The organism is Paenibacillus oralis, assembly GCF_003863965.1.
Taxonomy (GTDB): domain Bacteria; phylum Bacillota; class Bacilli; order Paenibacillales; family Paenibacillaceae; genus Fontibacillus; species Fontibacillus oralis.
Genome location: NZ_RRCN01000001.1, coordinates 289,871 through 313,518, shown reverse-complemented (window position 1 = coordinate 313,518; position 23,648 = coordinate 289,871). Strand labels below are relative to the sequence as shown.

General features: G+C 49.3%; 29 protein-coding genes and 1 riboswitch. Of the genes, 18 read left to right on the top strand and 11 right to left on the bottom strand.

Annotation, left to right across the window (positions count from 1 at the left end; genetic code table 11):
- Positions 1-13: 13 nt before the first annotated feature.
- The 7 genes from EHV15_RS01450 (at position 14) to EHV15_RS01420 (ending at position 7,547) form a co-directional block, all read left to right on the top strand.
- A complete protein-coding gene (locus EHV15_RS01450; RefSeq protein ID WP_128629715.1) occupies positions 14-1,780 on the top strand; it encodes a UbiD family decarboxylase in 1,767 nt (588 codons plus the stop codon).
- 15 nt (positions 1,781-1,795) lie between these two features.
- Complete coding sequence (locus EHV15_RS01445) at positions 1,796-2,512, top strand: Cthe_2314 family HEPN domain-containing protein (protein ID WP_128629714.1); 717 nt, start codon at positions 1,796-1,798, stop codon at positions 2,510-2,512.
- Positions 2,513-2,613: 101 nt separating this feature from the next.
- Positions 2,614-2,770: riboswitch (SAM riboswitch) on the top strand.
- Positions 2,771-2,863: 93 nt separating this feature from the next.
- Positions 2,864-3,880 (top strand): methionine ABC transporter ATP-binding protein, encoded by a 1,017-nt coding sequence (locus EHV15_RS01440; protein ID WP_128629713.1) that lies wholly within the window; start codon positions 2,864-2,866, stop codon positions 3,878-3,880.
- Positions 3,880-4,548 carry a methionine ABC transporter permease gene (locus tag EHV15_RS01435; protein ID WP_128629712.1) on the top strand — a complete coding sequence of 223 codons (669 nt, stop codon included), beginning with the start codon at positions 3,880-3,882 and terminating at the stop codon, positions 4,546-4,548. Before EHV15_RS01440 ends, EHV15_RS01435 begins: the two co-directional genes overlap by 1 nt.
- 61 nt (positions 4,549-4,609) lie before the next feature.
- Positions 4,610-5,506, top strand: a complete 897-nt coding sequence (locus EHV15_RS01430; RefSeq protein ID WP_128629711.1) for a MetQ/NlpA family ABC transporter substrate-binding protein — start codon at positions 4,610-4,612, stop codon at positions 5,504-5,506.
- A gap of 491 nt (positions 5,507-5,997) precedes the next feature.
- Positions 5,998-6,693, top strand: coding sequence for a DUF2461 domain-containing protein (locus EHV15_RS01425; protein ID WP_128629710.1), 696 nt, complete (start codon positions 5,998-6,000; stop codon positions 6,691-6,693).
- 80 nt (positions 6,694-6,773) lie between these two features.
- Positions 6,774-7,547: an SDR family oxidoreductase gene (locus tag EHV15_RS01420; protein WP_128629709.1), complete on the top strand. Its 774-nt coding sequence runs from the start codon at positions 6,774-6,776 to the stop codon at positions 7,545-7,547.
- Between the two features lie 69 nt (positions 7,548-7,616).
- On the opposite strand, the gene EHV15_RS01415 is transcribed toward EHV15_RS01420, so the two are convergent.
- On the bottom strand, positions 7,617-7,862 hold the full coding sequence (locus EHV15_RS01415) for a NifU family protein (protein WP_036620067.1): 246 nt from the start codon (positions 7,860-7,862) through the stop codon (positions 7,617-7,619).
- Between the two features lie 79 nt (positions 7,863-7,941).
- Here EHV15_RS01415 and EHV15_RS01410 point away from each other — a divergent pair, with 79 nt between their 5' ends.
- On the top strand, positions 7,942-8,184 hold the full coding sequence (locus tag EHV15_RS01410; protein WP_128629708.1) for a YuzB family protein: 243 nt from the start codon (positions 7,942-7,944) through the stop codon (positions 8,182-8,184).
- On the opposite strand, the gene mqnE is transcribed toward EHV15_RS01410, so the two are convergent.
- Positions 8,175-9,281: an aminofutalosine synthase MqnE gene (gene mqnE, locus EHV15_RS01405; protein ID WP_128629707.1), complete on the bottom strand. Its 1,107-nt coding sequence runs from the start codon at positions 9,279-9,281 to the stop codon at positions 8,175-8,177. The two genes, EHV15_RS01410 and mqnE, sit on opposite strands and share 10 nt — an antisense overlap.
- A gap of 196 nt (positions 9,282-9,477) precedes the next feature.
- On the opposite strand from mqnE, the gene EHV15_RS01400 reads away from it, so the two are divergent.
- The 3 genes from EHV15_RS01400 (at position 9,478) to EHV15_RS01390 (ending at position 11,460) form a co-directional block, all read left to right on the top strand.
- On the top strand, positions 9,478-9,834 hold the full coding sequence (locus EHV15_RS01400) for a HesB/IscA family protein (protein WP_128629706.1): 357 nt from the start codon (positions 9,478-9,480) through the stop codon (positions 9,832-9,834).
- Positions 9,835-10,227: 393 nt separating this feature from the next.
- A complete protein-coding gene (locus tag EHV15_RS01395; protein WP_128629705.1) occupies positions 10,228-10,806 on the top strand; it encodes a hypothetical protein in 579 nt (192 codons plus the stop codon).
- A 66-nt stretch (positions 10,807-10,872) separates the two neighbouring features.
- Entirely contained in the window at positions 10,873-11,460 is a 588-nt protein-coding gene (locus tag EHV15_RS01390) for a hypothetical protein (RefSeq protein ID WP_128629704.1), read from the top strand.
- A 309-nt stretch (positions 11,461-11,769) separates the two neighbouring features.
- On the opposite strand, the gene EHV15_RS01385 is transcribed toward EHV15_RS01390, so the two are convergent.
- Positions 11,770-11,997 (bottom strand): helix-turn-helix domain-containing protein, encoded by a 228-nt coding sequence (locus EHV15_RS01385; RefSeq protein WP_128629703.1) that lies wholly within the window; start codon positions 11,995-11,997, stop codon positions 11,770-11,772.
- Positions 11,998-12,309: 312 nt separating this feature from the next.
- On the opposite strand from EHV15_RS01385, the gene EHV15_RS01380 reads away from it, so the two are divergent.
- Positions 12,310-12,618 carry a hypothetical protein gene (locus EHV15_RS01380; protein WP_128629702.1) on the top strand — a complete coding sequence of 103 codons (309 nt, stop codon included), beginning with the start codon at positions 12,310-12,312 and terminating at the stop codon, positions 12,616-12,618.
- Positions 12,596-12,955: a hypothetical protein gene (locus EHV15_RS01375; protein ID WP_128629701.1), complete on the top strand. Its 360-nt coding sequence runs from the start codon at positions 12,596-12,598 to the stop codon at positions 12,953-12,955. Before EHV15_RS01380 ends, EHV15_RS01375 begins: the two co-directional genes overlap by 23 nt.
- Before the next feature lie 68 nt (positions 12,956-13,023).
- Here the strand turns inward: EHV15_RS01375 and EHV15_RS01370 are convergent, their stop codons facing one another.
- Positions 13,024-13,935, bottom strand: a complete 912-nt coding sequence (locus EHV15_RS01370) for a helix-turn-helix transcriptional regulator (protein WP_128629700.1) — start codon at positions 13,933-13,935, stop codon at positions 13,024-13,026.
- 499 nt (positions 13,936-14,434) lie between these two features.
- Between EHV15_RS01370 and EHV15_RS01365 the strand changes: the two genes are divergently transcribed.
- Positions 14,435-14,899: a VOC family protein gene (locus EHV15_RS01365; RefSeq protein ID WP_128629699.1), complete on the top strand. Its 465-nt coding sequence runs from the start codon at positions 14,435-14,437 to the stop codon at positions 14,897-14,899.
- Positions 14,900-14,939: 40 nt separating this feature from the next.
- Positions 14,940-15,509, top strand: coding sequence for a YdeI/OmpD-associated family protein (locus tag EHV15_RS01360; RefSeq protein WP_128629698.1), 570 nt, complete (start codon positions 14,940-14,942; stop codon positions 15,507-15,509).
- A gap of 480 nt (positions 15,510-15,989) precedes the next feature.
- Here EHV15_RS01360 and EHV15_RS01355 read toward each other — a convergent pair whose 3' ends face one another.
- The 5 genes from EHV15_RS01355 to EHV15_RS01335 form a co-directional block, all read right to left on the bottom strand.
- Positions 15,990-16,517 (bottom strand): VUT family protein, encoded by a 528-nt coding sequence (locus EHV15_RS01355; protein ID WP_128635118.1) that lies wholly within the window; start codon positions 16,515-16,517, stop codon positions 15,990-15,992.
- 147 nt (positions 16,518-16,664) lie between these two features.
- Complete coding sequence (locus EHV15_RS01350) at positions 16,665-17,120, bottom strand: hypothetical protein (protein ID WP_128629697.1); 456 nt, start codon at positions 17,118-17,120, stop codon at positions 16,665-16,667.
- Positions 17,121-17,233: 113 nt separating this feature from the next.
- Positions 17,234-17,905: an SOS response-associated peptidase gene (locus EHV15_RS01345; protein ID WP_128629696.1), complete on the bottom strand. Its 672-nt coding sequence runs from the start codon at positions 17,903-17,905 to the stop codon at positions 17,234-17,236.
- 21 nt (positions 17,906-17,926) lie between these two features.
- Complete coding sequence (locus tag EHV15_RS01340) at positions 17,927-19,117, bottom strand: AI-2E family transporter (RefSeq protein ID WP_128629695.1); 1,191 nt, start codon at positions 19,115-19,117, stop codon at positions 17,927-17,929.
- Positions 19,118-19,262: 145 nt separating this feature from the next.
- A complete protein-coding gene (locus EHV15_RS01335) occupies positions 19,263-19,493 on the bottom strand; it encodes a hypothetical protein (protein WP_128629694.1) in 231 nt (76 codons plus the stop codon).
- A gap of 198 nt (positions 19,494-19,691) precedes the next feature.
- Between EHV15_RS01335 and EHV15_RS01330 the strand changes: the two genes are divergently transcribed.
- Both EHV15_RS01330 and sda read left to right on the top strand, forming a co-directional pair.
- Positions 19,692-20,354 carry a YheC/YheD family protein gene (locus tag EHV15_RS01330; RefSeq protein ID WP_128629693.1) on the top strand — a complete coding sequence of 221 codons (663 nt, stop codon included), beginning with the start codon at positions 19,692-19,694 and terminating at the stop codon, positions 20,352-20,354.
- A 234-nt stretch (positions 20,355-20,588) separates the two neighbouring features.
- Positions 20,589-20,732 (top strand): sporulation histidine kinase inhibitor Sda, encoded by a 144-nt coding sequence (sda, locus tag EHV15_RS01325; protein WP_128629692.1) that lies wholly within the window; start codon positions 20,589-20,591, stop codon positions 20,730-20,732.
- Between the two features lie 52 nt (positions 20,733-20,784).
- Here sda and EHV15_RS01320 read toward each other — a convergent pair whose 3' ends face one another.
- Positions 20,785-21,033 (bottom strand): hypothetical protein, encoded by a 249-nt coding sequence (locus EHV15_RS01320; protein ID WP_128629691.1) that lies wholly within the window; start codon positions 21,031-21,033, stop codon positions 20,785-20,787.
- Between the two features lie 72 nt (positions 21,034-21,105).
- Positions 21,106-22,107 (bottom strand): NAD(P)/FAD-dependent oxidoreductase, encoded by a 1,002-nt coding sequence (locus EHV15_RS01315; protein ID WP_128629690.1) that lies wholly within the window; start codon positions 22,105-22,107, stop codon positions 21,106-21,108.
- Positions 22,108-22,454: 347 nt separating this feature from the next.
- Between EHV15_RS01315 and EHV15_RS01310 the strand changes: the two genes are divergently transcribed.
- On the top strand, positions 22,455-23,648 hold the full coding sequence (locus EHV15_RS01310) for an NAD(P)/FAD-dependent oxidoreductase (RefSeq protein WP_128629689.1): 1,194 nt from the start codon (positions 22,455-22,457) through the stop codon (positions 23,646-23,648).

Below are 23,648 nucleotides of genomic sequence, written 5' to 3'. Positions count from 1 at the left end.
GGATTGATCAATCATGAGTTATAAGAACCTGCGACAATGGATCGATGCGCTGAAAAAAGAAAACCAACTGGCGATTATCGATGTTCCGGTTGACCCCTATCTGGAGTTGGCGGAAATTCACCGCCGGGTCATTGAGGAGGGCGGACCGGCGCTGCTGTTCACCAACGTGAAAGGAACCCCGTTTCCGGTGGCGACCAATTTGTTCGGCACGGTGCGCCGCGTGGAAATGGCGTTCGGCACCCGTCCGGAATTGCTGGCGAACCGGCTGGTCGACGCGATACATAAGCTTTTGCCGCCTTCGCCGAAGGCGCTGTGGAATGAGCGGGGATTAATCCGGGAAGTGCTAAAAGTGGGGATGAAAACCGTCACCAAAAGCGATGCCCCGATTTTGGAGGCGTGCCGGACCGAAACGCCGCTTAGGGAGTTGCCGAAGGTGACCAGCTGGCAGGAGGATGGCGGTCCTTTCATCACCTTGCCGCTCGTATATACGGAGAACCCGCTGCAGCCCAAGGAGAACAACCTGGGTATGTACCGGATTCAGCTGTATGACGATCAGACGACGGGGGTGCACTGGCAAATTCAAAAAGGCGGCGGCTTTCATTACCATGAAGCCGAGAAACGGGGAGAGCCGCTTCCGGTTTCGGTGTTTTTGGGCGGCCCGCCGGCGATGATCGCTTCGGCGATTTCCCCGGTGCCCGAGCATTTGTCGGAGCTGCTGGTCGCTTCGTTTATTCTCGGCGAAAAGCTGCCGATGGTCGACAATCCGCTCGGCGGACACCGGATTCCGGCGGAATCCGAATTCGCCATCACCGGGCTGGTGCCGCCGCATGAGCGCCGGCTGGAGGGCCCGTTCGGCGATCATTTTGGGTATTATTCCCTGCAGCATGAGTTTCCGGTACTGCATGTAAACCATATGTGGCACCGCAAAGACGCGATTTATCCGGCGACGATCGTCGGCAAGCCGCGCCAGGAAGATTATTATATGGGAGACTTTTTGCAAAAGCTGCTGTCCCCGGCTTTCCCGGTCGTCATGCCGGGCGTCCGCTCGCTTTGGACTTATGCGGAAAGCGGGTTTCACGCGCTCAGCTCGGCGGTCGTCCGGGAGAGCTATTCCCGCGAAGCGCTTGTTTCGGCGCTCCGGATTTTGGGGGAAGGCCAGCTGTCGCTGACGAAGATTTTGATGCTGACGGACAAGCCGGTTGATCTGGCCGATTTCCGTCTGCTGCTGAAGACGGTGCTGGAGCGCTTTGATCCGCGTACGGACTTGTTTATTCTGAACAATACCTCGCATGATACGCTGGATTATACCGGGCGCAAGCTGAACCACGGCAGCAAGGCGATTCTGATTGGGGTCGGCAATCCGGTCCGCGAGTTGCCGCAAGCGTACAACGAAGGCGAGATTGCCGAGATCGAGCGGGTCCGCGTGTTTCATGACGGATGCCTGGTCGTGTCCGGCGCGTCTTACGAGGCGGAGCCCGAGCTTGCGGAACGGCTGCTTGGCCGGCTTCGCGAGCGCGGCACGAGTTGGCCGCTGGTCGTTCTGGTCGATGACGCCGACGCGGCGACGCGGGATCAGACCGCCTTTTTATGGACGGTGTTTACGCGCTTTAATCCGGCGGACGATATTTTTGCCGCGGCCGAGGTGCGGCAGCATCATCTGGCTTACGGGCTGCCGCTGGTCGTCGATGCCCGGATGAAGCCGGGGTATCCTGACGAACTGTTTCCGCGGGAAGATATCGTGTCTTTGGTGGATGGGCGCTGGAAATCCTATTTTTCGTGAAACGGGGACAAACGAATGCTGCGAAGCTTACTTGGCGAACCGCCGAGACGAAATGAAGGCCGGCTGGCCGAGACGTTGGGTGCGATGGCGCAAACCGTGAAGCTGCTGCAGAAGGAAATGAAGCGGCATCAAGATCCTACCCATGATTTCCGTAAGCTGGAAGTTTGGATGCACGGCCTGATTACCTCGTTGGACGAATTGGAGCAATGCCTGTTTGCCGCGGCGTTTTTCCGCAAAAAAGTGCGGACCGGTTTCGTGGATGATATGGGAGCGGACGAGCGGGAGAATTATGCGCGGTACGTCTTTTTTTACAAGGACGGATTCATTCGGGTGTTTTCCGCCTTGGATAAGCTAGGCACGGTGCTGAACGAGCTGTTTGATTTGAATACGTCCAAGGTTAAGACGCATTTTTCCTATTTTACGGTGCTGCGCCAATTCGCGCATCTTCAGGTGCATTCCGAACTGGGCAGCAAGCTGACGGCGATTAAGGAGGAGTACCGCGAGGTGCTGGGCGTGCTGCGGCGCCGGCGGAACACGGAAATCCATTACATGAACTCGGAAATGAAGGACGATCTGTGGCAGCGGCACCAGGCCCTTCACGGGAAGATCGAACTGGAGGATCTCGACCGGCATCTGCGGGATTTGGAGCAGGGTTACCGCATGGTTTGCGAAACCTTCTGGACCGTTTTCGATTATACGAACCGGCGGTGGAAAAAGGTCGCAACAAACTGACTTCCAATGAGCTATTTTTCCTTTGACAAAATGCGAGAAAGTCTTTATACTCAACAATAGTTTCAGAAAGCGTGAAATAGTTTCTTCCAAATTTAATATTTTTCTTATCGAGAGAGGCGGAGGGAAAGGCCCGATGAAGCCCAGCAACCGATTCGACAAGGTGTTTTCGCGGGTACCCGCGGAGCTTGGCGGATGTCATGGTGCTAATTCCTTCAAAACCGATGGCTGCAGTGGCGGATTGGTTTTGGCAGATGAGAAGGCATTGTCTTTACGTAAAGAGAGCCCTTTGATTCTGTCAGGGGCTCTTTATTTATATGAAGCGGAAATGGTGTGGAAAAGGGGGTTAGGAGCTTGATTGAACTCAAAGGCATCACCAAAATTTACAGCGGCAAAAAAACGTCAACCACCGCGTTGTCGGGCCTTAATATGAGCGTGCAAAAAGGGGAAATCTTCGGCGTCATCGGCCACTCGGGGGCCGGCAAAAGCACGCTGATCCGCTGTATTAACTTGCTTGAACGTCCGACGGAAGGCGAGGTGTGGGTCGGCGGCGTGGAGCTGACGAAGCTGGGCAAACGCGAACTGCAGCAGCAGCGGCGCAAAATCGGCATGATTTTTCAGCATTTTAACCTGCTGTCGTCGGCCACCGTCTATGATAACATCGCTTTTCCACTGACGCTGATCGGAACGCCGAAGGCGGTCATTGCGGAAAAGGTGGGCAGCTTGCTGGCATTGGTCGGTTTGGAAGAGCACCGCCATAAATATCCGGCGCAGCTGTCCGGGGGCCAGAAGCAGCGGGTTGGCATCGCCCGGGCGCTGGCGAGCGACCCCGATGTCCTGCTGTGCGACGAAGCGACTTCGGCGCTTGATCCGCAAACGACGGACTCGATTTTGAAGCTGCTGCTGGACATCAATAAGAAGTTTCATTTAACAATCCTGCTCATTACGCACGAGATGCACGTCATTCAAAGCATCTGCGACCGGGTGGCGGTCATTCACGAGGGCGGCATCGTCGAGGAAGGGCCGGTGACCGAGGTGTTCCTGAAGCCGAAGCATCCGGTCACGCGTGAGTTTATTCACCGGGACGCCGCCGGGGAGGAAGGCGTCAAGCTGGGTGCTTCAGTGCCGCGTCCGGAATGGTCCCGGCTGGTGAAGATCACGTTCCTTGGGGCGAAGACGTACGAGTCGGTATTGTCCCAGGTCGTCCGGGAGACCGGCGTGAATTTCGCAATCCTGCAGGGGACGATATCGACGATCAAGGAAGTGCCGTACGGGCAGCTTACCGTTTCTTTTGAGGGCGCGGACGCCGATGTTGACCGGACGCTGGCGCTCCTGAAAGCACGGGATCTTGATGTGGAGGTGATCGGATAATGTGGAACGTGGATTTCGCCGGGTTGGATTGGCCCGAAATGGGCACGGCCACGATCGATACGCTGAAAATGCTGGGATATGCCTCCCTGTTCACGTTTTTGATCGGGCTTCCGCTTGGGGTGCTGCTGTTCACCTGTTCCCGTTCATCGTCCGCGGTGCTCGCCTGGATTTACCGGATTGTCTCGTTTATCGTCAATATCCTGCGTTCGGTGCCGTTTATCATTCTGATCGTCGCCTTGATTCCGGTGACCCGGGCGATCATGGGCGTTTCGACCGGCGTGGAAGGAACGATTCCGCCGCTGGTGATCGGGGCCGCTCCGTTTTTCGCCCGTTTGGTGGAAACGGCGTTGCGCGAGGTTGATCGCGGGGTGATTGAAGCGTCCCAAGCGATGGGCGCCTCATCGTTCCAAATCATCCGCAAGGTGCTGCTGCCGGAATCGCTGCCCGGCCTGATCGCCGGGATGACGATCACCGTCGTGACGCTCGTGTCCTACACGGCGATGTCGGGCATGGTCGGCGGCGGCGGACTCGGCGACCTGGCCATCCGTTACGGTTACTACCGTTACGAGTCGGGAGTGATGCTTGTCTCTGTCGTATTCATGGTCATTCTGGTGCAAGTGCTGCAAATGCTGGGCGACCGGCTGGTTATCTTTTTTACGCGGAAATAAGGAATTACCCAAATAGATATGAATCCTTATTCAAAACACATTTTAAGGGGGAAGAACTGCAATGAAAAAATGGACTTTATCTTTGCTTACGCTGGCGCTTGTATTGGTACTCTCGGCGTGCGGCAGCAACAACGCGGCAAATAATGGTGCGGGCAGCGCTGCAGGCGGAAACGCCGGTACGACGAATGCCGGGGCTGCTGAAGGCAGTTCGGAAAGCGGGGACACGAATACTGCGGCTGAACCGGTGAAACTGGTGGTAGGCGCAACGGTGCCTCATGCCGACATTTTGCGCTTCATCGCTCCGAAGCTGAAAGAGGAAGGCGTTGAGCTTGAAGTCAAGGAGTTCACCGACTACGTGCAACCTAACGTACAGCTTTTCGAAAAAGAACTCGATGCGAACTATTTCCAGCATCAGCCTTATCTTGACGAGCAAAACAAGCAAAACAGTTTTGACCTCGTTCCGGTAGTAGGCGTTCACGTTGAGCCGTTTGGCGCTTACTCGAACAAATACAAATCCGCGGACGAAATTCCGGACGGCGCGAAAGTGGCGATTCCGAACGACCCGACCAACGGCGGACGCGCGCTGCTGCTGCTCCAGAAACAAGGTTTGATCAAGCTGAAGGATGACGCCGGCATTACGGCCACGACAAAGGACATTACGGAAAATCCGAAAAACCTGAAGTTCGTCGAAGCCGATGCGGCCATGCTGCCTCGTCAGCTGGCGGAAGTGGATCTGGCGTTGATCAACACGAACTATGCGCTGGAAGCCGATCTGAACCCGACGCAGGACGCTTTGTTCATTGAGGATAAAGACTCACCGTACACCAATATTTTGGTAGCCCGCCCGGACAACAAAGATTCCGAGGCGATCCAAAAGCTGGCCAAAGCGCTGACTTCCGACGATGTCAGAACGTTCATCAACGATACGTACAAAGGCGCGCTGGTGCCGGTATTTTAAGAAATTGTTATAGTTATCCCGCTGCGAGAGCAGCGGGATTTTTCTGTTATTGGAGAATCCTGCACGGACCTGTTTGGTGCACTGTTGAATAGTTGTAAAATGTACACTTATTTAACAGGATATATGGTTATATGAGTGTTTAAATGCAAATCCTGCAATTAAATCTGTGTATCCCGAAGGGATGACGGAATAGTTTAGTTGTAGTTGCATGATATGCAATTAAAACATATGATTCCGTAACTTTAATTAAATCTAGTTGTAACTTTTACAACTAACCGTTCAAATATGCCGATAGACGTGTCTTTCGTGTGATTTTAAACTTGTCCAACATTTGTATATCCTCCAAAATAAAGGGGAAACGAATGAGTTTGCAGAATAACTTACCCAGCCGGAAAGAAGGTCAACCGATGAAATTTATCAAGCGATGACCGGCTTTGCACAAAATGCAGAACGGTTTTGCCTAAGCTAAGATTATTAGGAGGTTGATGGCCATGGGTTCGGTTCGTGCCGGAGCTTTTCAAGGTTTTTCCCCCGAAACATTGACGTTTCTGGAGGAAGTGCAGCGCAACAATTCCAAGCCGTGGTTTGAGGAAAATCGGGCAGTATATACGCGAGTTTTACTGGAGCCGATGCAGTCGTTGGTGGCGGATTTAAGCGAAGGTATGCTGAATATCGATCCACTGCTGGAAACCCGGCCATCCGTCAATAAAACGATATCGCGCATTCATTGCGACACCCGTTTTTCGAAGGATAAGCTCTTGTATCGCAACACCATGTGGATAACGTTTAAACGGCCGTCCAAGGAATGGAGGGACGCTCCGGCGTTTTTCTTCGAGCTGCATCCCGATTCTTATCGCTTTGGCATGGGATATTACGGCGCAACCAAGGAAACGATGGACAAGCTGCGCGAATGGATCGATGCTGAGCCGCAGCAGTTTCAACAAGTTACTTCATTTTTCAACTCGCAAAATACATTTGTGATCGAGGGGGAGCGTTACAAGCGTATTCTCGATCCGGCTAAATCCGCGGAAGTGCTGAACTGGTATCAGCGCAAAAACCTGTATTTGGTTCATAACGAGGCCGTTAATGACAAGTTGTTCAGTTCCGGGCTGGTCGTGGATCTTTCGTCCGGATTCAACTTATTGGCGGAGTTGTACCATAGTCTGTATAAGCTCAAAGCGATGTAAAGTGTTTGGCCGTTTGTGGGAACGTCCCAAATCTTTTATACTTGAAGTAAATGCGCAGTTTGGGAGGAGGAGTAGGAACGTTGCTGGGTAAGGTTGCCCTAATCACCGGGAGCGCCAAAGGTCTCGGAAAAAAGACGGCGCTCACGTTGGCCGCGCAAGGCTGCAATATCGCGCTGAATTTCGTACATAGCGAATCGGAAGCGCTCTCCCTTCGTTCCGAAATCGAGCGGATGGGCGTGCGCTGCATCGCAGTGCAGGCGGACATATCGCACGGAGAGCAAATCGAAGATCTGGCCCGGCAGGTGAACGAAAGCTTAGGGACGATCGATATCCTCGTCAACAATGCCGGCCCTTTCATCCGGGAACGCAAGCTGTTCGCCGATTACAGCCAGGCTGAAGTGCTGGAGATGATCAACGGCAATCTTGTCGGGACGATGCTGCTGGATCATCAGGTGCTAAAGGGCATGCGGGAAAAAAGCTGGGGACGGATCATCCACTTCGGCTTCGGGCACGCGGCGGAATCCCGGGCCTGGCCGCATCGCGCGGTGTATGCCGCCGCCAAAACGGGGCTCGTCTCCTTCACGAAGACGCTCGCCGTCGAAGAAGCGCCGTATGGGATTACCGTCAATATGGTATGTCCCGGCGACATTCGCGGACGGAACAAGGAGATTTCGATCCGCGAGGCGAGGGAGAAGCAGGACGGGGAAACGCCGCTCGGCCGGCCCGGCAGCGGCGAGGATATCGCCCGCGTCATCGCTTTTTTGTGCCATCCGGATTCCGATTTCATCACCGGGAACATTATGGACATTTCCGGCGGGCTGGACCCGATCCGTCCGTGGATCAAACCGTCATAACAAAACAAAAAACTCGGCCTCGCCGGCTAAAACCGGTTGGGCCGAGTTTATTATTGCATCATGATGGTCTTAGAATACTTGGACAACCTCTTCCACGCCTTCGACTTCTTCAAACAGGGCGCGTTCGATCCCCGCTTTGAGCGTGATGGTGGAGCTTGGGCAGCTGCCGCAGGCACCCATCAGTTTCAGTTTGACGATGCCGTCCTCCACGTCGACCAATTCAACGTCGCCGCCGTCGCGCTGCAGGAAAGGACGCAGTTTGTCGAGCACTTCGGAAACTTCGTCATACAATCTATCTTGTACATTTTCACTCATTGTGTTCAACTCCTTTCTTGCCTTATTATATTACAAAAAAGCTAAAATTTAAATGCTTCTTAAAGCGGGAGGCCGAAAAGTGAAGCCGATTATTGAATTTTGTGCAAACAATGCCGGTTTCGGGACCGGCGAGGCGATCCGCAAAGTGCGAGAGCGGCAGGATTGCGATGTTTACGAATACGGCTGCCTGACCAGCTGCGGAACCTGTTTTATGTTCCCCTACGTGCTGGTCGACGGGGAGCCGGTGGAGGCGAAGAACGCCGACCAGCTGTATGAGCGGATTCTGACGAAAATTAAGGAATCCGCGTCGGATTATTCGTAAACTTTGATTTCGTTGTAGAATGTGTCCCGCTCGACCGGGATGCGCCCGGCTCCTTTGACAAGCCAGATCAGCTCTTTCAGCGTGAGCCCTTCCGGCGTTTGCGCTCCGGCCGCGTGGCTGATTTGCTCTTTCAAAATCGTACCGTGCACATCGGAGGCTCCGAACGTGAGGGCGACTTGCGTCAGCTGCACGCCGATATTGATGAAATACGCCTTGATATGCTGGATATTGTCGAGCATCAGCCGGCTGATCGCGATTGTCTTGAGATCCTCGTAAGCCGAATTCCGGCGCATAATGCTGGCGTTTTTGTTGCGCGGCTGCATGGACAGCGGAATAAACACGCTAAATCCGCCGGTCTCGTCCTGGAGTTCGCGAATTTGAATCATATGGCGAATCCGGTCCTCATACGATTCGATCGAGCCGTACAGCATCGTCGTTGGCGTTTTCATGCCTAGCTCATGAGCGGTCCGGTGAACGTCCAAATACTGCTGGACATTCGCTTTTTCCACCTTCATTTTTTCCCGGTATTGGTCGGACAAAATTTCCGCGCCGCCGCCGGTTAACGACTGCAGGCCGGCTTTTTGCAGCTCCACGAGCACTTCCTTGGTGCTGAGGCCGCTAATCCGGGTGAAAAATTCGATTTCCGCCGCCGTATACGCCTTTAACGTCACATCCGGAAACCGCTCCTTCAGCGCTTTCAGCGAATCCACATAATATTGAAAAGGGACATGATTATTATGCCCACCTACGATATGGAATTCACGAACGCCGGGGGTAATGTGCTGCTCCACGAAAGCAACCATTTCCTCGCCGGACAACGTGTATGCTCCTTCTTCGCCCTGATCTTTGCGGAAGCTGCAAAACGCGCAGTGCGATTCGCAAACATTCGTAAAGTACAGGCTCATATTTTCGATAAAATAGACCTTTTTGCCGTTTTTCCGTAAATTGACCTCATTGGCTAATTGCCCAATAGTCAATATATCGTCGCTTTCATATAAATAGACCCCGTCCTCCAGAGTGAGGCGTTCTCCGCGGTGCACTTTATCGGCAATCTCCGCCATTTTTTGCTCCGTGTTGGGGGTGACGACTGTGGACATGACATTCCCTCCGTTTCCAACGATTCTGACAATGAAACCACCTTCCTATTATAAACCTCACTTTTTAAGGGGGCAATAAGCCTGCCTCTTGGAAAATGATCCGGCAATGAGAAATATCGCATTTATCGGATTTATTGGATTTGTTGAGCGGATTCGGGTTGTGGAGTATAATTTCTTATAAAGGAGTGTGAAAAACATGATTACAATTACCGATAGCGCGCTGGCGCGAATTAAAGATATGCTCGCTGAGGAGGAAACGCCGAACATGTTCCTTCGCGTCGGGGTCAATCCCGGCGGCTGCAGCGGTTTTTCATATGGGATGGGACTTGACGATCAGGAGAGCGAAGACGACGTGTACATGGACGTCAAAGGGCTTAAAGTGGTGGTTGAAAAAGAGAGCATCCGCTATCTGAACGGGCTGGAGATCGATTTCAAGGAATCCGGCATGAGCGGCGGCTTCACCATCCACAACCCGAACGCCATCGCCACCTGCGGCTGCGGACAGTCGTTCCGCTTTAAAGATGAAGAAGGCGCGCCGCAGCCTTGTGATTGATTAATGGTGAAAAATTGAGCGTTAACAACCCTGAAATCAGCGTTTTAGGGTTGAAGATCACGGCCTCTATGCGTGTAATCTTGTGATTACTACGCGTTGGAGGTCGTTTTTATGTCGCTTAAAAAAGAGAACGATGGTCCTTAACGGAGCCGGGACGCTCCGCGAATATCCGCGAACACTCTGGATTAGGCCTTGTGGCATGCAAGATAAGAAAAAAGCCTCACATAATTTCGTTAATTATGGTAGAATCCTGGTATGAAAGCCAGTCTCTGCCGAAAACCGTCACATGTTATGTTCGAGTATCATTGATAATGAGGAGGTAAAACAACCGGTTTAATTTGCTTAATTTATACCATGGAGGTCCCAACGTGAAGCTAAGAAAAACAATGAATAGTGAAATCCTATGATACCCCCAGTGAAATTTCCTCTGGTCTAGAAGAGTTAGAGCAAATTAAAAAAGAAGTTCCGAGTCTTAGCGGATACGCTAATCAGAAATATGATGAGTTAAATAGCAAACTAAAAATGTTTCAAGCAGTATCAGGAGCAATTAGATACATATTGATTGATCACACCGTTGAGCTCGAAGACGAAATGTCTCCCGCAAATTCTACAGTGATATTGATGAATGAGTATGAGGATGTCCAAAAGACGATATCGGCTCTTGAAAAATTAAGTTCTGACCTAAATTCACATATCATAGAAATTGAGGCAATTGAAGAAAAAGATAATAGTATTAATGGACTTTATGAAGCAATGACCGAAAATAAAAAGTGCCTGGATTCAAAAATCAACTATCTCAAAAAGAACAGTGCAAAAATCACCTCTTCAAATTCATTACTAACCGAGGATAATATTTTTGCTTTGTTAGACTCAACGGACATCATATCTGATGTTGAGGCTATCGATAGTCAAATTGAGACCTCTCTGAGCGATCTAAAACAAAGAGCTAAGAGCCTTAATGACCTGTATTAATCCATAGTGGAACGATGCTAAGAAGGCAGGTTTTAAGAGAAAATAAAAAAGTAAGGATGTAGCTGAATGAAAGAAAAAACACATTACTTTGTGATCAGTATTATATTATTACTTTTAGTTACTGGATGTAATTCAGGAAATAAAGCAGATGATATAGATATCTCTGCCCTTAACAAAAATGCCATTTCACCGGGCGATATAACTATTCTCGATAATAATAATCAAAAAGTATATCTCGGAATGAGCCGTAAGAGTGCCGAAAAAATATTAGGAAGCGGTGAACAAAGTGAGGAAGAGAAAAATAATTATGATTATGAGCATGGAGTTAAGATAATCTATGTAAATGATAAGGTCATTGCGATAAGTTTAAGTAGTGAATCAGAAAACTTTTATCGTACTATTCGCGGGGTGCATATTGGTATGTTAAAAGATAAGGTGATTAATTTATATGGGGAAGAATACATAGAGGAGGGGCCCATGGGAGATGAAAGTTTATTGGCCTATATGTATGATTCAACAAATAAAAAATACCTGAAGTCATCTACCCAGGATCATAGTGATTCCCAAATATACAGAGTCGCATTATCCCTTGATAAGGATGGTTTGGTGACGGGCATGGGTATGCTACCTCAATTTGTTCCGGATGACTTCTAGTAGCATAGATATTCATACTGCTGCGGAGCAATATGAGCTAACGAAATGAAAGAAAAGGCGGCTTTTCGTTAATTATAATGGCAGTCCTTACGGAGTTGTCCGTTTGGACTGTACTTTTTTTCAATTTCTCCGTCCAAAATCCGTGTCCCTCACGATAACACTCCCTACGCGGCCAAGAGCCCTAATTATGCGTAAATTGTGCGGAAAACGCACACTAGAAAAGGCCGCAAACCTCAACGGTCACAGCCGGTATATACGAAATTGCACTTATTATTAGGTTTATTTATTCACTGGAGGTGGGATTGAGGGCTAGTCTTCAACGTAGTGTAACAGATCATTTGGAGTACATCTCAATTCGCGGCAAAACGCATTAAGAACATCAACACTAATTGATTTGACTTCCTTCCCCTCTGCGCGCAGTTCCTCGTTATTTACCCACTGACTGACCGTATTTGGTCTAACCTTGGTGGCCTTGCTAAGTTGATACATAGTGATTCCGCGGTCACGAAGTACCTCCGACAGCTTAAACTCGATCATTACAGTCACCTCAAAATATTTTTGGGAAGTACAAATTTAACGCTTGACGTTACTAACGATTAGAGTTATTATCTAATTAAGTTATTAACTCAAAAAGATAATACGATTGTAGCACCATTTTCCAGAAAAATCTACTATTTTCTGCTTCTTTGTTGCACCCATTTTAGGTTTAGGAGGCGAAGGCCATGTATCGCGGAGGCCGACGGATAAACGGGCGGCTATATGTCCGGACACGCGGCGGAAACTGGATTGATTTACAGTTAATTATTTTAAATTTAAGCAGGACGTAGCGGCATTGGAGGGATGATTCGAGTGAACCTCGTAAAAATAACGGAGATTTGCGAAGACCCCGACGGTTTAGGCGAAACGAGCGTGCTTGTCTACGATGGGTTCAAATTAAGCGGAAATATCGCGGCCTACGTGGATCGATCCGGCACAGGCACGTATCTCGTTGTTGAGAGGGTCAAAGAAACGGAGAGCGGGCTGCGGACGGTCAGCGATCCCGGCAGTGTATTGTTTGACACCAATCTGCCGCAAAAGCTAACGATTCAGGAAATCGCCGCTATGACCGCGCTCGAATTATTGGAGGTGCTTGCACATGCCGGCAACCATTGGTCTTGAACGCGTTTTGGTCGTCGACGGCTATTTCTGCGGCGATCCGCTTGACTATGATCTGCACCGGGCGTGGCTAATCCGTGACGACCTGGCGCTATATTTTAGCGGTAACTATCTCGTTTTGCGCTGTGTCACGCGCTATGCCGACACCGCAAACCATCCGCGTCTCTACATTTCACGCGAGATCAAGTATTCCGTTCGGGTCGCGAAGGGGATCGAGCAGACGGACGAGATTGTCGCGGAAGTGGCCGCTTGCCTGTTACGGATGTCGGCGCTCGACTTTCTTGTCGAATGTGTTATGAACGATCCGGACGCCGGGGAAGAATTCCGAGTTGTACGATAGGGCCGCGCTACTCGATGATCCTACGCCGCTGCAACGGCTTAAGGTGTGCCAACACCGCAAGGGACCTTTTAGGAATATTTATCCACCATTTTAAGTAAATAATTTCGAAATTCTTCAACATAGGATTTGGGTTCTACGATTTCTAGATTTGTACCGAAACTTGCTAAAAATTGAAATCCAATGCTGTTTTGAGGAACATGGATGGTTGCCAAAAAAAGTTCAGAACTATAGTTTTCAATACTCTTTCGACCATACCTTTCCATGAAATGATCTTTTATGCTGGGCGAAATCAACGCTTTTACAGCGACTAGTTCCGGTTGATAACTGGCTTCATGTTCCTGTTCTAATGAATAATCTCTAGGGTTAAATGTTTTTTCATCCATTTGAAGATGATCGATCCGAGATAATTTAAATGTTCTATATCTCATACGATGTAAACAGAATCCTTTCAAATACCAACTCGTTTCGCTAAAATGAAGCTGGTATGGCTCGACCATTCTATTCGTTTTCATACCATTTTTATCGATATAATCAAATGAAATTAACCTTCTCGCTAATATTGCTTCTTGACACTTCTTCAAGGTTTGACGAATTTCAGACCGACCCTCCCAATCATAAAATGACAGTTGGATTGAACCTTTCAGAGACAATGGGCTAATCATGGCTTCTATTTTTTTTATAGTCACTGCAACTTCTTCGCTAATAAGAATTTGTTCCAATCCGCCGAGCGCAGTCAATATATTCTCCAAGTCAGAGCTGCTTAAAAGACGTTTATCAAACTTGTATTCATCCATAATACTGTAGCCACCATGAATTCCATTGACGGAATAGATGGGGATGTTTGATAAGCTCAGTGTTTCCATATCACGAAGAATCGTTCTTTTGGAAACGTTAAATAATTGTGTGAATTCTTTGGTTGAAACAACATCCTTTTTCAGCAATATCATGATGATGGAAATTAATCTCTCAACCTTTTCCATATGTTCTCCTTCTTTTTGGTTCAAAACCGAGATCAGTGCTTGACAAAATAAATTATAGCGTTCGTGTCTTGGTATCCCTGCATGCTGCTTTGCACGATTATTCCTTTTGTTCAGGGGGGGAGAGGGTGGGGGCTTATCACGGTCCTTTCAATTTTCCCGGTGCCTTACCCCATTCCTCCTGTCAGGTCTGCTTCACTTCGCCTAAACCTCCTTCCACAAACCTGTCTAACAATCTCGAACATGTCTGCTTCTCCCAACATATTCTCTTCTCCTGAATTTACTCTCTGCTTCCGGATCAAACGGGATAATCGTGCAAAGCGTCCGGACAGCGGATGTTGAACTGCCGATATTTCTTACCATGATCGGTTACCGGCTTGACTGTCAAGCGCTGATTATTAGGTTGAGCCTCTTCTTTTGTACTTTATTTATAAATGGTGACATACTTATGTCACCTCTTATTCATTATACTACATTCATAACAAGAAGGAGGTTTTGCTTTATGTCAGCTATTGTATATTTAAACTTTGATGGAGTTGCAGAACAAGCGATTGATTTTTATTCGAAGGCTTTAAATGCGAAAGAAGTTAAAAAAGTAAAATTTAAGGATTTCCCGCAAGATCCAAACTATCCATTGCCGGAAAATGAATTAAATATGATCATGGAGTCTTCAGTCGAATTTGCTGGCGGAAAAATCATGATATCGGATATTTTACCTTCCATGGCGGCGGTAACAGGGGAACTAGTGAAAGGAAATAATGTACTTATTAGTCTAGTCAATGATGATCAACCAACATTGGAAGAATACTTTAAACATTTGTCTGTTGGCGGCCATGTTGTGATGCCATTATCCAATACGCCTTGGTCTTCGTGCTTTGGAATGCTGGTTGATCAGTTCGGAGTTTCCTGGAAATTTAATAGCGACGCGGATCAGTTTCTTGATAATGTAATTTCGAACAAACAGTAAGTCATTCCAAAAAATGGTCTAAGGAAAAGGGATTTTAATAATGGACATTGAAAGCTTAATTCCCGTAAAATCGAGAGGAGATTTAAGGATCTGGCTGCAGGAAAATTGTAAGGTTGAAAAGTTCAGTTGGGTGTTGGTTAGTATGAAGCCCGTCCCTGATATGTTGTTATATTTGGACGCCGTAGAGGAAGCGTTGTGCTTTGGATGGATTGATGGAGTCAAAAAGAAAATATCTGAAACGGAGCTGGCGCAGAGACTATCTCCTAGAAGTAAAAAAAGTTCGTGGACTGAATTAAATAAAGAACGTGTCCGCCGCCTTGAAAAGTTGGGGTTAATGAGAGATGAGGGAAGAAAGGTTCTTCCTGATATGAATCCGGATTCTTTTAGAATAGATAAGGTGGTAGAGCAAAGGCTAAAAGAGGAGAGGCAAGTATATGAGAATTTTATGGCTTTTCCAGATCTTTATAAAAGAGTTCGGATCGACACAATCCAGAGCGTTATAAATCAGCCTGAATTATTTAAGAGTAGATTAGACAAATTCATAACAAACACGAGAGAAAATAAAATGTACGGTCAATGGAATGATAATGGTCGTTTACTAGATTGTTAAAAATTGACGATCTGCTGAGGGGAAAGCTTTAGCGGTGGGAACGGCTGTGCAGAGTACAGATAAATTCGTTTTAGGAACGGTAAAACAAAGTGCAGGCTTGCGGAGTAATTCCGTTGGGCCTGCGCTTTCTTGCGTCTTCGACTATATATAGTCGTGCGCGCTTGGGTTTGCTGCGGTATGTCCGATTAGGTATAATTGGGGTATCTATAATCTAAGTATAAAGTTCCGAGGGAACAGAAGAGGAATCAGGGGGCTAAGGGACACCAGAGCCGTTATTTTCGAAAAAACGGGGGTTTGCAAATTGTAACGGACACAGATGACGTTATTTACCTCAAATCGTCCTGGATGAACAGGTTTTGAGCGAAATAGGGGCGTTGATGTCCGTTAGGCTGGGAAATACCCGGGAAATAGGCGGATAAGGTCGCTGGTGTCCCTTAGAGTAACGTCTAAAGTAGAAGTCAAAGCCATTAAAAGACGCCGTTAGGCGTTTTTCTTATGTCGCAATATACGCGAGATAACACCGGCTCCAATCGCCTGCATGGCCGATTTTACGAGGTACTGGCCGAGAATAGCTGCCGGAACCGCAGACCACGGAAGGATTCCGGCCCCCAGCGGAGAGAGTCCGACGATGACAAAAACCGCGCTATCGATCGCGCCGCCAACCAGGCCGCTGTATAGCACACGTTTTGCCAGGCTGGCCTTTAGCCGTGTAAATATCTCGGTATCAATCGTTTCGGATAGCGCAAAAGTAATCGCGCTGGCCACGGAGATAAGCAGCGTGTCGCCAAGCAGGGCCGACGAGATTGCGGACAAGACTAGAGCTGCTAAAATTACCAAATAAGTGGCGCGGCGTCCGATCCTTTTTTGCACCAGGTCCCGAAGAATAAATGTCGCACCTATCAGAAACGTCCCCATCGGAACGATAAACGGCCCCCAAACCAGAGGAGAAAAGGCCGCCGTTATTACGTTTGCGCTGATAATGGCCAATAAATACAAGATGACCCGGATCAAGCGGCCTCACCTAACCTTTCGTATTTTTTTCGTGCATAGCCAAGTATACCATCTTCTATATGCTGCGTCTCTGCCGTTTCGGCACGCGGCTGAATAACTAAAATAAAGGCGCAGGTTCCCTTTGAGAACACCGCGCCTTTTGACTTAATAGTATTCGCCTGGTTTATACACCGCAACTGCTTCAAAATACAGATGCTTCATTTCATCCTCTTGCAGATCAGGAGAAAGTTCCTTAAACCAATCTTGTTGGAGATCTTCTTCCGTTAAAATAACGGGTCTCCATAATGACAGACCCATCTCCGGAAAATTATATGTATACCCTAGTTCACTATCATTTCGATCATATGGAGATACTTGATCAAGAATCTCTACTAATTCGGTCACTTTTGTATTAAATAGATCAATATCTCTATATAAACACCGATATCTGTCAGCCTCGCCATAACCTATCTCAATAAAATGGATTTTATCATTTGAATCATACTCTATTTTCGCAAAAAGATCGGCATGCGACTTGATAGCATTTTCAGCCTGGGTTTTGGTCATCCCTAACTTTATGTCTCCTATGGATTGCCCAGGTATAATATTCAGGTTGTCCAATGTAATCCTCCTAGTCCAATAGAAAAATGATTTGTAAGCCATCCGTCTGATTGGATATTTCCAATAAGAGGCAGAGCCAATGAGAAGTGGAACGGCTGGAGCGACGGCCCCGTCTATTTCACTTCCTCCAGCAGCTCGGGGGAATCGTTCCGGACGTTGCCGACCTTGGACGAGACCGGATAGGCGCGCATTTGCTCGGCATCGTAGGGCCGGAGCAAGCGGAGCAGGGCCGGAACGTCCGCATGGTCGCGGGCCAGCCATTCGGCCTCGTCTTCCTGGCGGAGGATGACCGGCATGCGGTTATGGATTTCGGCCATCAGCGCATTAGGCTCCGTAGTGATGATCGTGCAGGTGGCCAGTTTATTCCCGTCCGCGTCCGTCCAGATATCGTAAAGACCGGCCAGGGAAAACGGGCCGCCGTCCTGCATGACGATCCGGTACGGCTGCTTAATCCCGTCCCGCTGCTGCCATTCGTAAAAACCGTCGGCCGGGATGATGCAGCGCCGGGAAGCCAGCAGGCGGGCGAAGGAGGGCTTTTCGGTTAACGTCTCGGCCCGGGCATTGATCATTTTGCTGCCGATTTTGTCGTCCTTCGCCCAGGAAGGCACTAGCCCCCAGCGCAATTCACCCAGCCGGTTGCCCGTTTTGCCCCGGATGATGGCGGGGATAAACTGCATGGGAGCGGCATTATATCTCGGCATATAATTGAAGATTGCCGATTCCTGGATAAGGTAATGCAACATTAATTCATCGATCGGCAGCGTAATCGTAAACCGCCCGCACATCTTCGAACCCCTCCCGCAGGATTATTCTTTGGATGATCCGTTCTCGCTTTCCACATGACCCACGACTGCGGTGTCTGCCTTCGGCTCGTACAGGCCCGAACGCCGTTCGAACCATTGGAACAGATGCGTGCAAATGACTTTGAGCACAGCATATCCAGGGACGGCCAAAATAATGCCGAGCACCCCGAACAGATTGCCGGCGGTCAGGATGACGAAAATGATCGTAATCGGATGGATTTTCAGCGTTTTGCCCATAATTTGCGGCGAAATAAATTTGCCTTCGATCAACTGCACAACCGTCCAGACGATAATCAGCTTCACCAGCATGATCGGCGACGTGACGAGGGCGATGATCAACGCGGGCGTTATCGCAATCGCCGGCCCCAGGTACGGCACGATGCTCGTAAACGCGGCGATGATGGCCAGCACGAGCGAATAGTCGAGGCCGATAATGAGAAAGCCGACGTACATCAGCGCCCCGATGCAGAAGCTAACGATAATTTGCCCGCGGATGTAGGAGCTGATCTGGCCGTTCATTTCCGTCATAACATGGTGGGTTTGCTGACGGAGACGGACGGGAACGAATCTTAGAATGAAATGCGGCAATTTTTTGCCGTCCTTTAGCAAGTAGAACAAAATAAACGGTACGGTGACGATCGCCAGCACGACGTTTTTGACCGCTCCGATGAAGCCGCCGATGCCGGACCAGGCGCTATTGAGCAGCGCGGTAGCTTGTTCGGATAACGTGTTGCCGAGGTCGTTCGGGTTGAATCCCGTCGATTCCTGGAGCTGAGAAAAGAAATTGCCCCCGATCAGATCTTCAAATTGCCCCTGAATTTCAGTGCTGTATTGCGGAATATTTTCGATCAGGCCGGTCACCTGCTCCTTTACCAGAGGAACGACACTCATGATCACCACCGTGATGATCCCCGCGATGAAGAGATACAAGGCGGTAATGGTATACACCCGCCGGACTTTTCTCCCCTCCAGCCAATCCACAAGCGGATTCAGCAAGTAGTAGATCGCCCCTGTCAGCAGGATCGGCAGCAGTACGGTTTTAAGCAGCACCGTGACCGGTGTGAAGACAAACGAGATTTTGGTGAATACGAAAATATTCAAGCCAATAAGCAGCAAAATCAGCAGAAACAGCACAAAACGATTGTTGATGAACAACTTTTTGAACCGTTCGCTCCAAAGCTGAGTGGTTCCCATGCAAATATAACCCCCTGTAGAGATTCAGGCAGAAATTTTAAATTTTTTATATGTAGTAATACGTATCAGAACGATTTGGTTCCAAAAAAATTGGCGCCGGTGACGTCCTAGATCAATGATCCGGGCCGGGAAGCCTGCGTATATGCTAGAAAAATTGACGGTTTATCATCATCACGATCATGCCGGCGGCGACCAGCGAAAAGACGATGCAGCCGATCCCTAAGCCTTTGCGCGAGCTTTTGATCATTTTAAACCCGGTCAGGAACAAGGCGACGGTAATCGCCGCCAAAATGAGCGACATCGCGATCATCGCAAACCAGTACAATACTTGAAAAAATTTAGCCTCAAACGATTGCCCCGCATCCAAAACTTTCATTCCCCTTTCTTGATAGCATTGTTTTCCCCATCATATACGCTAATTCCCCAAAAATGCAAAAAAAGCTGCTGGAAAAAGGCCATTCGCGCGCTTCTCAAGGGCTAACGGGAAAAGGGGCGGGAGGCCTCGGACAAACATCCAAGAATATCTCTCTTTTTTGAGTAGTATATCGTATAGTGCGAGAAAGGGGATGGTGTAATGGCGGGAAGACAGCTGGCCAATAAATGGCTGAAAACCGAGGCGCTACTTAGCAACGCGGACGTGGCTCCCCACATACCGCTTACCCGATTGTACAGCGCCGACTCCCTGAAGCAAATGCTGCACCAGTTTGGCATGGTCGTGATCAAACCGGTTCGCGGCGGCGGGGGATACGGCGTCATTAAGGTCACATACGCAGGTGGGATTTACGCTTTTACCTATATGTCAAAGCGGAGAACATTCTCCAGTTTCGCGGCGATGTTCCGGGCGTTAAACCGCGCCAAGGTCGGGCGGAAATACATGATTCAGCAAGGCATTCATCTGGCCACGATCGCCGGACGGCCGATTGATTACCGGGTCAAAGTCGTCAAGGACAACGGAACTTGGGTATATCGTGCCATGGTGGGGCGCCTCGCCCGGCCGGGACTGTTTGTCACCAATCTTTGCAAAGGCGGAACGATGTTAAGCGCGCGCGAAGGGCTGGGGCGGTCGTTGGGCCGGAAAAAATCCGTCCGCAAACGCCGTGAAATGCGAACGCTGACCAATACCTGCGTGCACATTATGGAAAATGCTTTTCCGGGCGTCGGATCGCTCGGTTTTGATTACGGTATAGACCGCAGCGGAAAGATATGGATTTTTGAGGTAAATACACGACCGCAGTAAGGAAAAGATCAAAAATCTATGATTCTCAAAAAAATTTTTGCTAGGAAAAGGCGGTACGGCCATCCTGTGAATAACTTTTATCCACATTATCCCAATACATTTTTCAACGCTTTTCGCCGATTAATAACATGTTATTCACAGGATTTCCACAAGCGTTTGTGGATAACAGGAACACTTGTTCTACTAAACTTTTCCTGTTATGATTAGGAAAAATATAGAAAGGATGTGTGACTAATGGCGCTGTTAACGGATGAGCTGCTCCTGGAATCCTATCAAAAAGCAACGGAGTTGCAGTTGGATCGGGAGTTTATCGCACTGCTGTTAGCAGAAATCCACAAACGCGAATTGGAGCTGACCGTGTCGTCCGTTGTGCATTAAAATGGGACAATCTTATCCACAGTTTGAATGTATAGTGAGTTATCCACAACTTTTATGGCGCTTGCCAAGCGTTCACATGATAAATATAGGCTTCATGACAATGCGGACATTGGACAACATGTTCGCAGCCGGACGGAATGTTCGCGGAGATCGCGGAAGTGTATTGATCCGCCGAACCGTAAGGGCTGTAAGGCCCGACGTAATCCTCTTTCCTTCCGGCGTTCTCAAGTACGTGTCCGCAATCGGGACAGGTGGCGGTTAGTGATGCCAAGCCGTTGCATAACGGGCATATAAAAGGCAAGGGTATCTCTCCTTTACGGCAGAATATTCCGTATAGGTAAGATACCCTTTTGTTTGCAATCTCATGTATGGATTACAGTTTCATGTTGCTGCTGTGGCCCGGAGACAGTTTGGCGTCCGGGTCGATATACACCTTGGCGTTGTTGACCGCGGTTGGCGCTTCGCCGAAGCCGACGGCGATCAGATCGAGTTTGCCGGGATATGTCGTAATGTCTCCGGCGGCAAAAATGCCGGGAATCGAGCTTTCCATCCGCGAATCGACGACGATCGCGTTGGTTTCGATGTCGAGCCCCCATTCGGCGATCGGACCAAGCGAGGAAACGAAACCGAAATTGACGATAACATCGTCAACGGCGATTTCCCGCGTTTCTTTCGTTTTGACGTCGGCAAGGATGACGCGCTCGATGCGCTCTTCACCGTGCAGCGCGGTGATTTCCGTCGGCGTGATCACTTGCACGCGGGAGTTCATCAACTGCTCCACGCTGTGTTCATGGGCGCGGAATTTGTCCCGGCGGTGAATGAGCGTCACTTGCTCGGCGATCGGTTCAAGCATGAGCGCCCAGTCCACGGCGGAATCGCCGCCGCCGCTGATCAGCACTTTTTTGCCGCGGAACCGGTTCATGTCGCTGACGAAATAATGAAGGTTCGTTTTCTCGAACGCTTCAGCGTTTTCGAGCTCCAGCCGGCGCGGTTCGAAGGCGCCAACGCCTGCGGTAATAATGATGGCGCGTGCCTGATGCACGTCTTTATCGGTCGTTACGACGAAATGGCGTTCGTCTTTTTTCTCGATTTGGAGCACTTTTTCTTCCAGCCGGATGTCCGGCTGAAACAGCTTGAGCTGCTCGTTCAGGTTGTTGATCAGCTCCTGACCGGTGATCTTGGGGAAACCGGCGATATCATAAATATATTTCTCAGGGTAAAGGGCAGCAACCTGTCCCCCCAGTTGAGGCATACTTTCGATAAGTTTGACGGAAGCCTTTCTCATTCCTCCGTAAAAGGCGGCAAACATGCCTGCCGGGCCGCCGCCGATAATCAGCAGATCGGTAAATTCACCGCTATTGCTTTGGGATGACACGGGCCAAACACCTCCAGATGGTTTCTCTTTTATAAATGTCATTTCTACTTTATTATAAACGCCCCGCTTCGACTTGCAAAGGAAAGGCCGGTCAGGCGGAAAAACGTCAAGAAAAAGGTGGAAAGTCCCGCAATGGCGCGCAAATTAAGACTTGATCTTTTATGTAAAAGTCGATATTATTCAAATGTATGTACATTTATATGTGACGAAAAAAGTACATTTATGAAAAATACGGCTCCATTGATATAAAGTCGATAGAAGCTTTTCTTATGTGTGAATTTTCACATAAACATAAATGGGTTAATAAATAAATATAGAGTGTTTACATTTGGAAGGAGAACAAATTCATGAGTACCATACCGAAGATCGTGATTCTTGGGGCGGGGTATGGCGGGATTTTGACCGCGCAACGTCTGCAGAAGGAATTGAACTACAACGAAGCGGACGTAACCTTGGTGAACCGTCACGATTATCATTATTTTACGACCCATCTGCATATGCCTGCGGCGGGAACCGATTCGATCGATCATACCCGCGTAGCGATTTCCAAGCTGATCGATGAATTCAAAATCGATTTGGTGAAATCCAATGTTCAGGAAATCCGCCTGGCCGATAAGAAAGTCGTGCTTCAGGACGGCACGTTGTCATACGATTACCTTATTATTGCGCTGGGCGGCGAACCGGAATCGTTTGGCATTCCGGGGCTGACGGAATATGCGATGACGATCCGCAGCATCAACTCCGTGCGCTTGATCCGGCAGCATATCGAATATCAGTTTGCGCTGTACAAATTGGATGAAACCCGCACCGATCGTTTGAATTTCGTGGTGGGCGGCGCCGGGTTCAGCGGCATCGAATTCGTGGCCGAGCTTGCCGACCGCATCCCGCAGCTATGCAAAGAATACGACGTTGATCCTAACCTGGTCAATGTCTACAACGTGGAGGCGGCTCCGACGGCGCTGCCCGGCTTCGATCCCGAACTGGTCGATTACGCGATGGAAGTGCTCCGCAAGAAGGGCGTCCAGTTCAAAATCGGCGTGGCGATCAAAGAATGCTCGCAGGATGGCGTGGTTTTGGCTACGGGCGAAGAAATCAAATCGGCCACGGTGGTTTGGACCGGCGGTATCCGCGGCAACCGGCTGATCGAAGCGGCCGGCTTCGAAACGGCCCGCGGGCGCGTGAAGGTCGACGAATATTTGCGGGCGCCGGGACATGACAACATCTATATTATCGGCGATAATTCGCTGGTGATTAATCCGGAGGGCCGGCCGTATCCTCCGACGGCTCAAATCGCCATGCAGCAGGGCGTCACCTGCGCGCAAAACGTCGTAGCTTCGATCCGCAGCAAGGAAATGAAAAAGTTCGTGTTCAGCCATAAAGGAACGGTGGCTTCCCTCGGCAAAGGCGAAGCGATCGCTTCGGCTTTCGGCAAGACCTATAAAGGCTGGGTGGCGGCCCAGTTGAAAAAAATGGTGGATATGCGCTATCTGTTTATTATCGGCGGCATTCCGCTCGTGCTGAGAAAAGGCAGATTTTTCTAA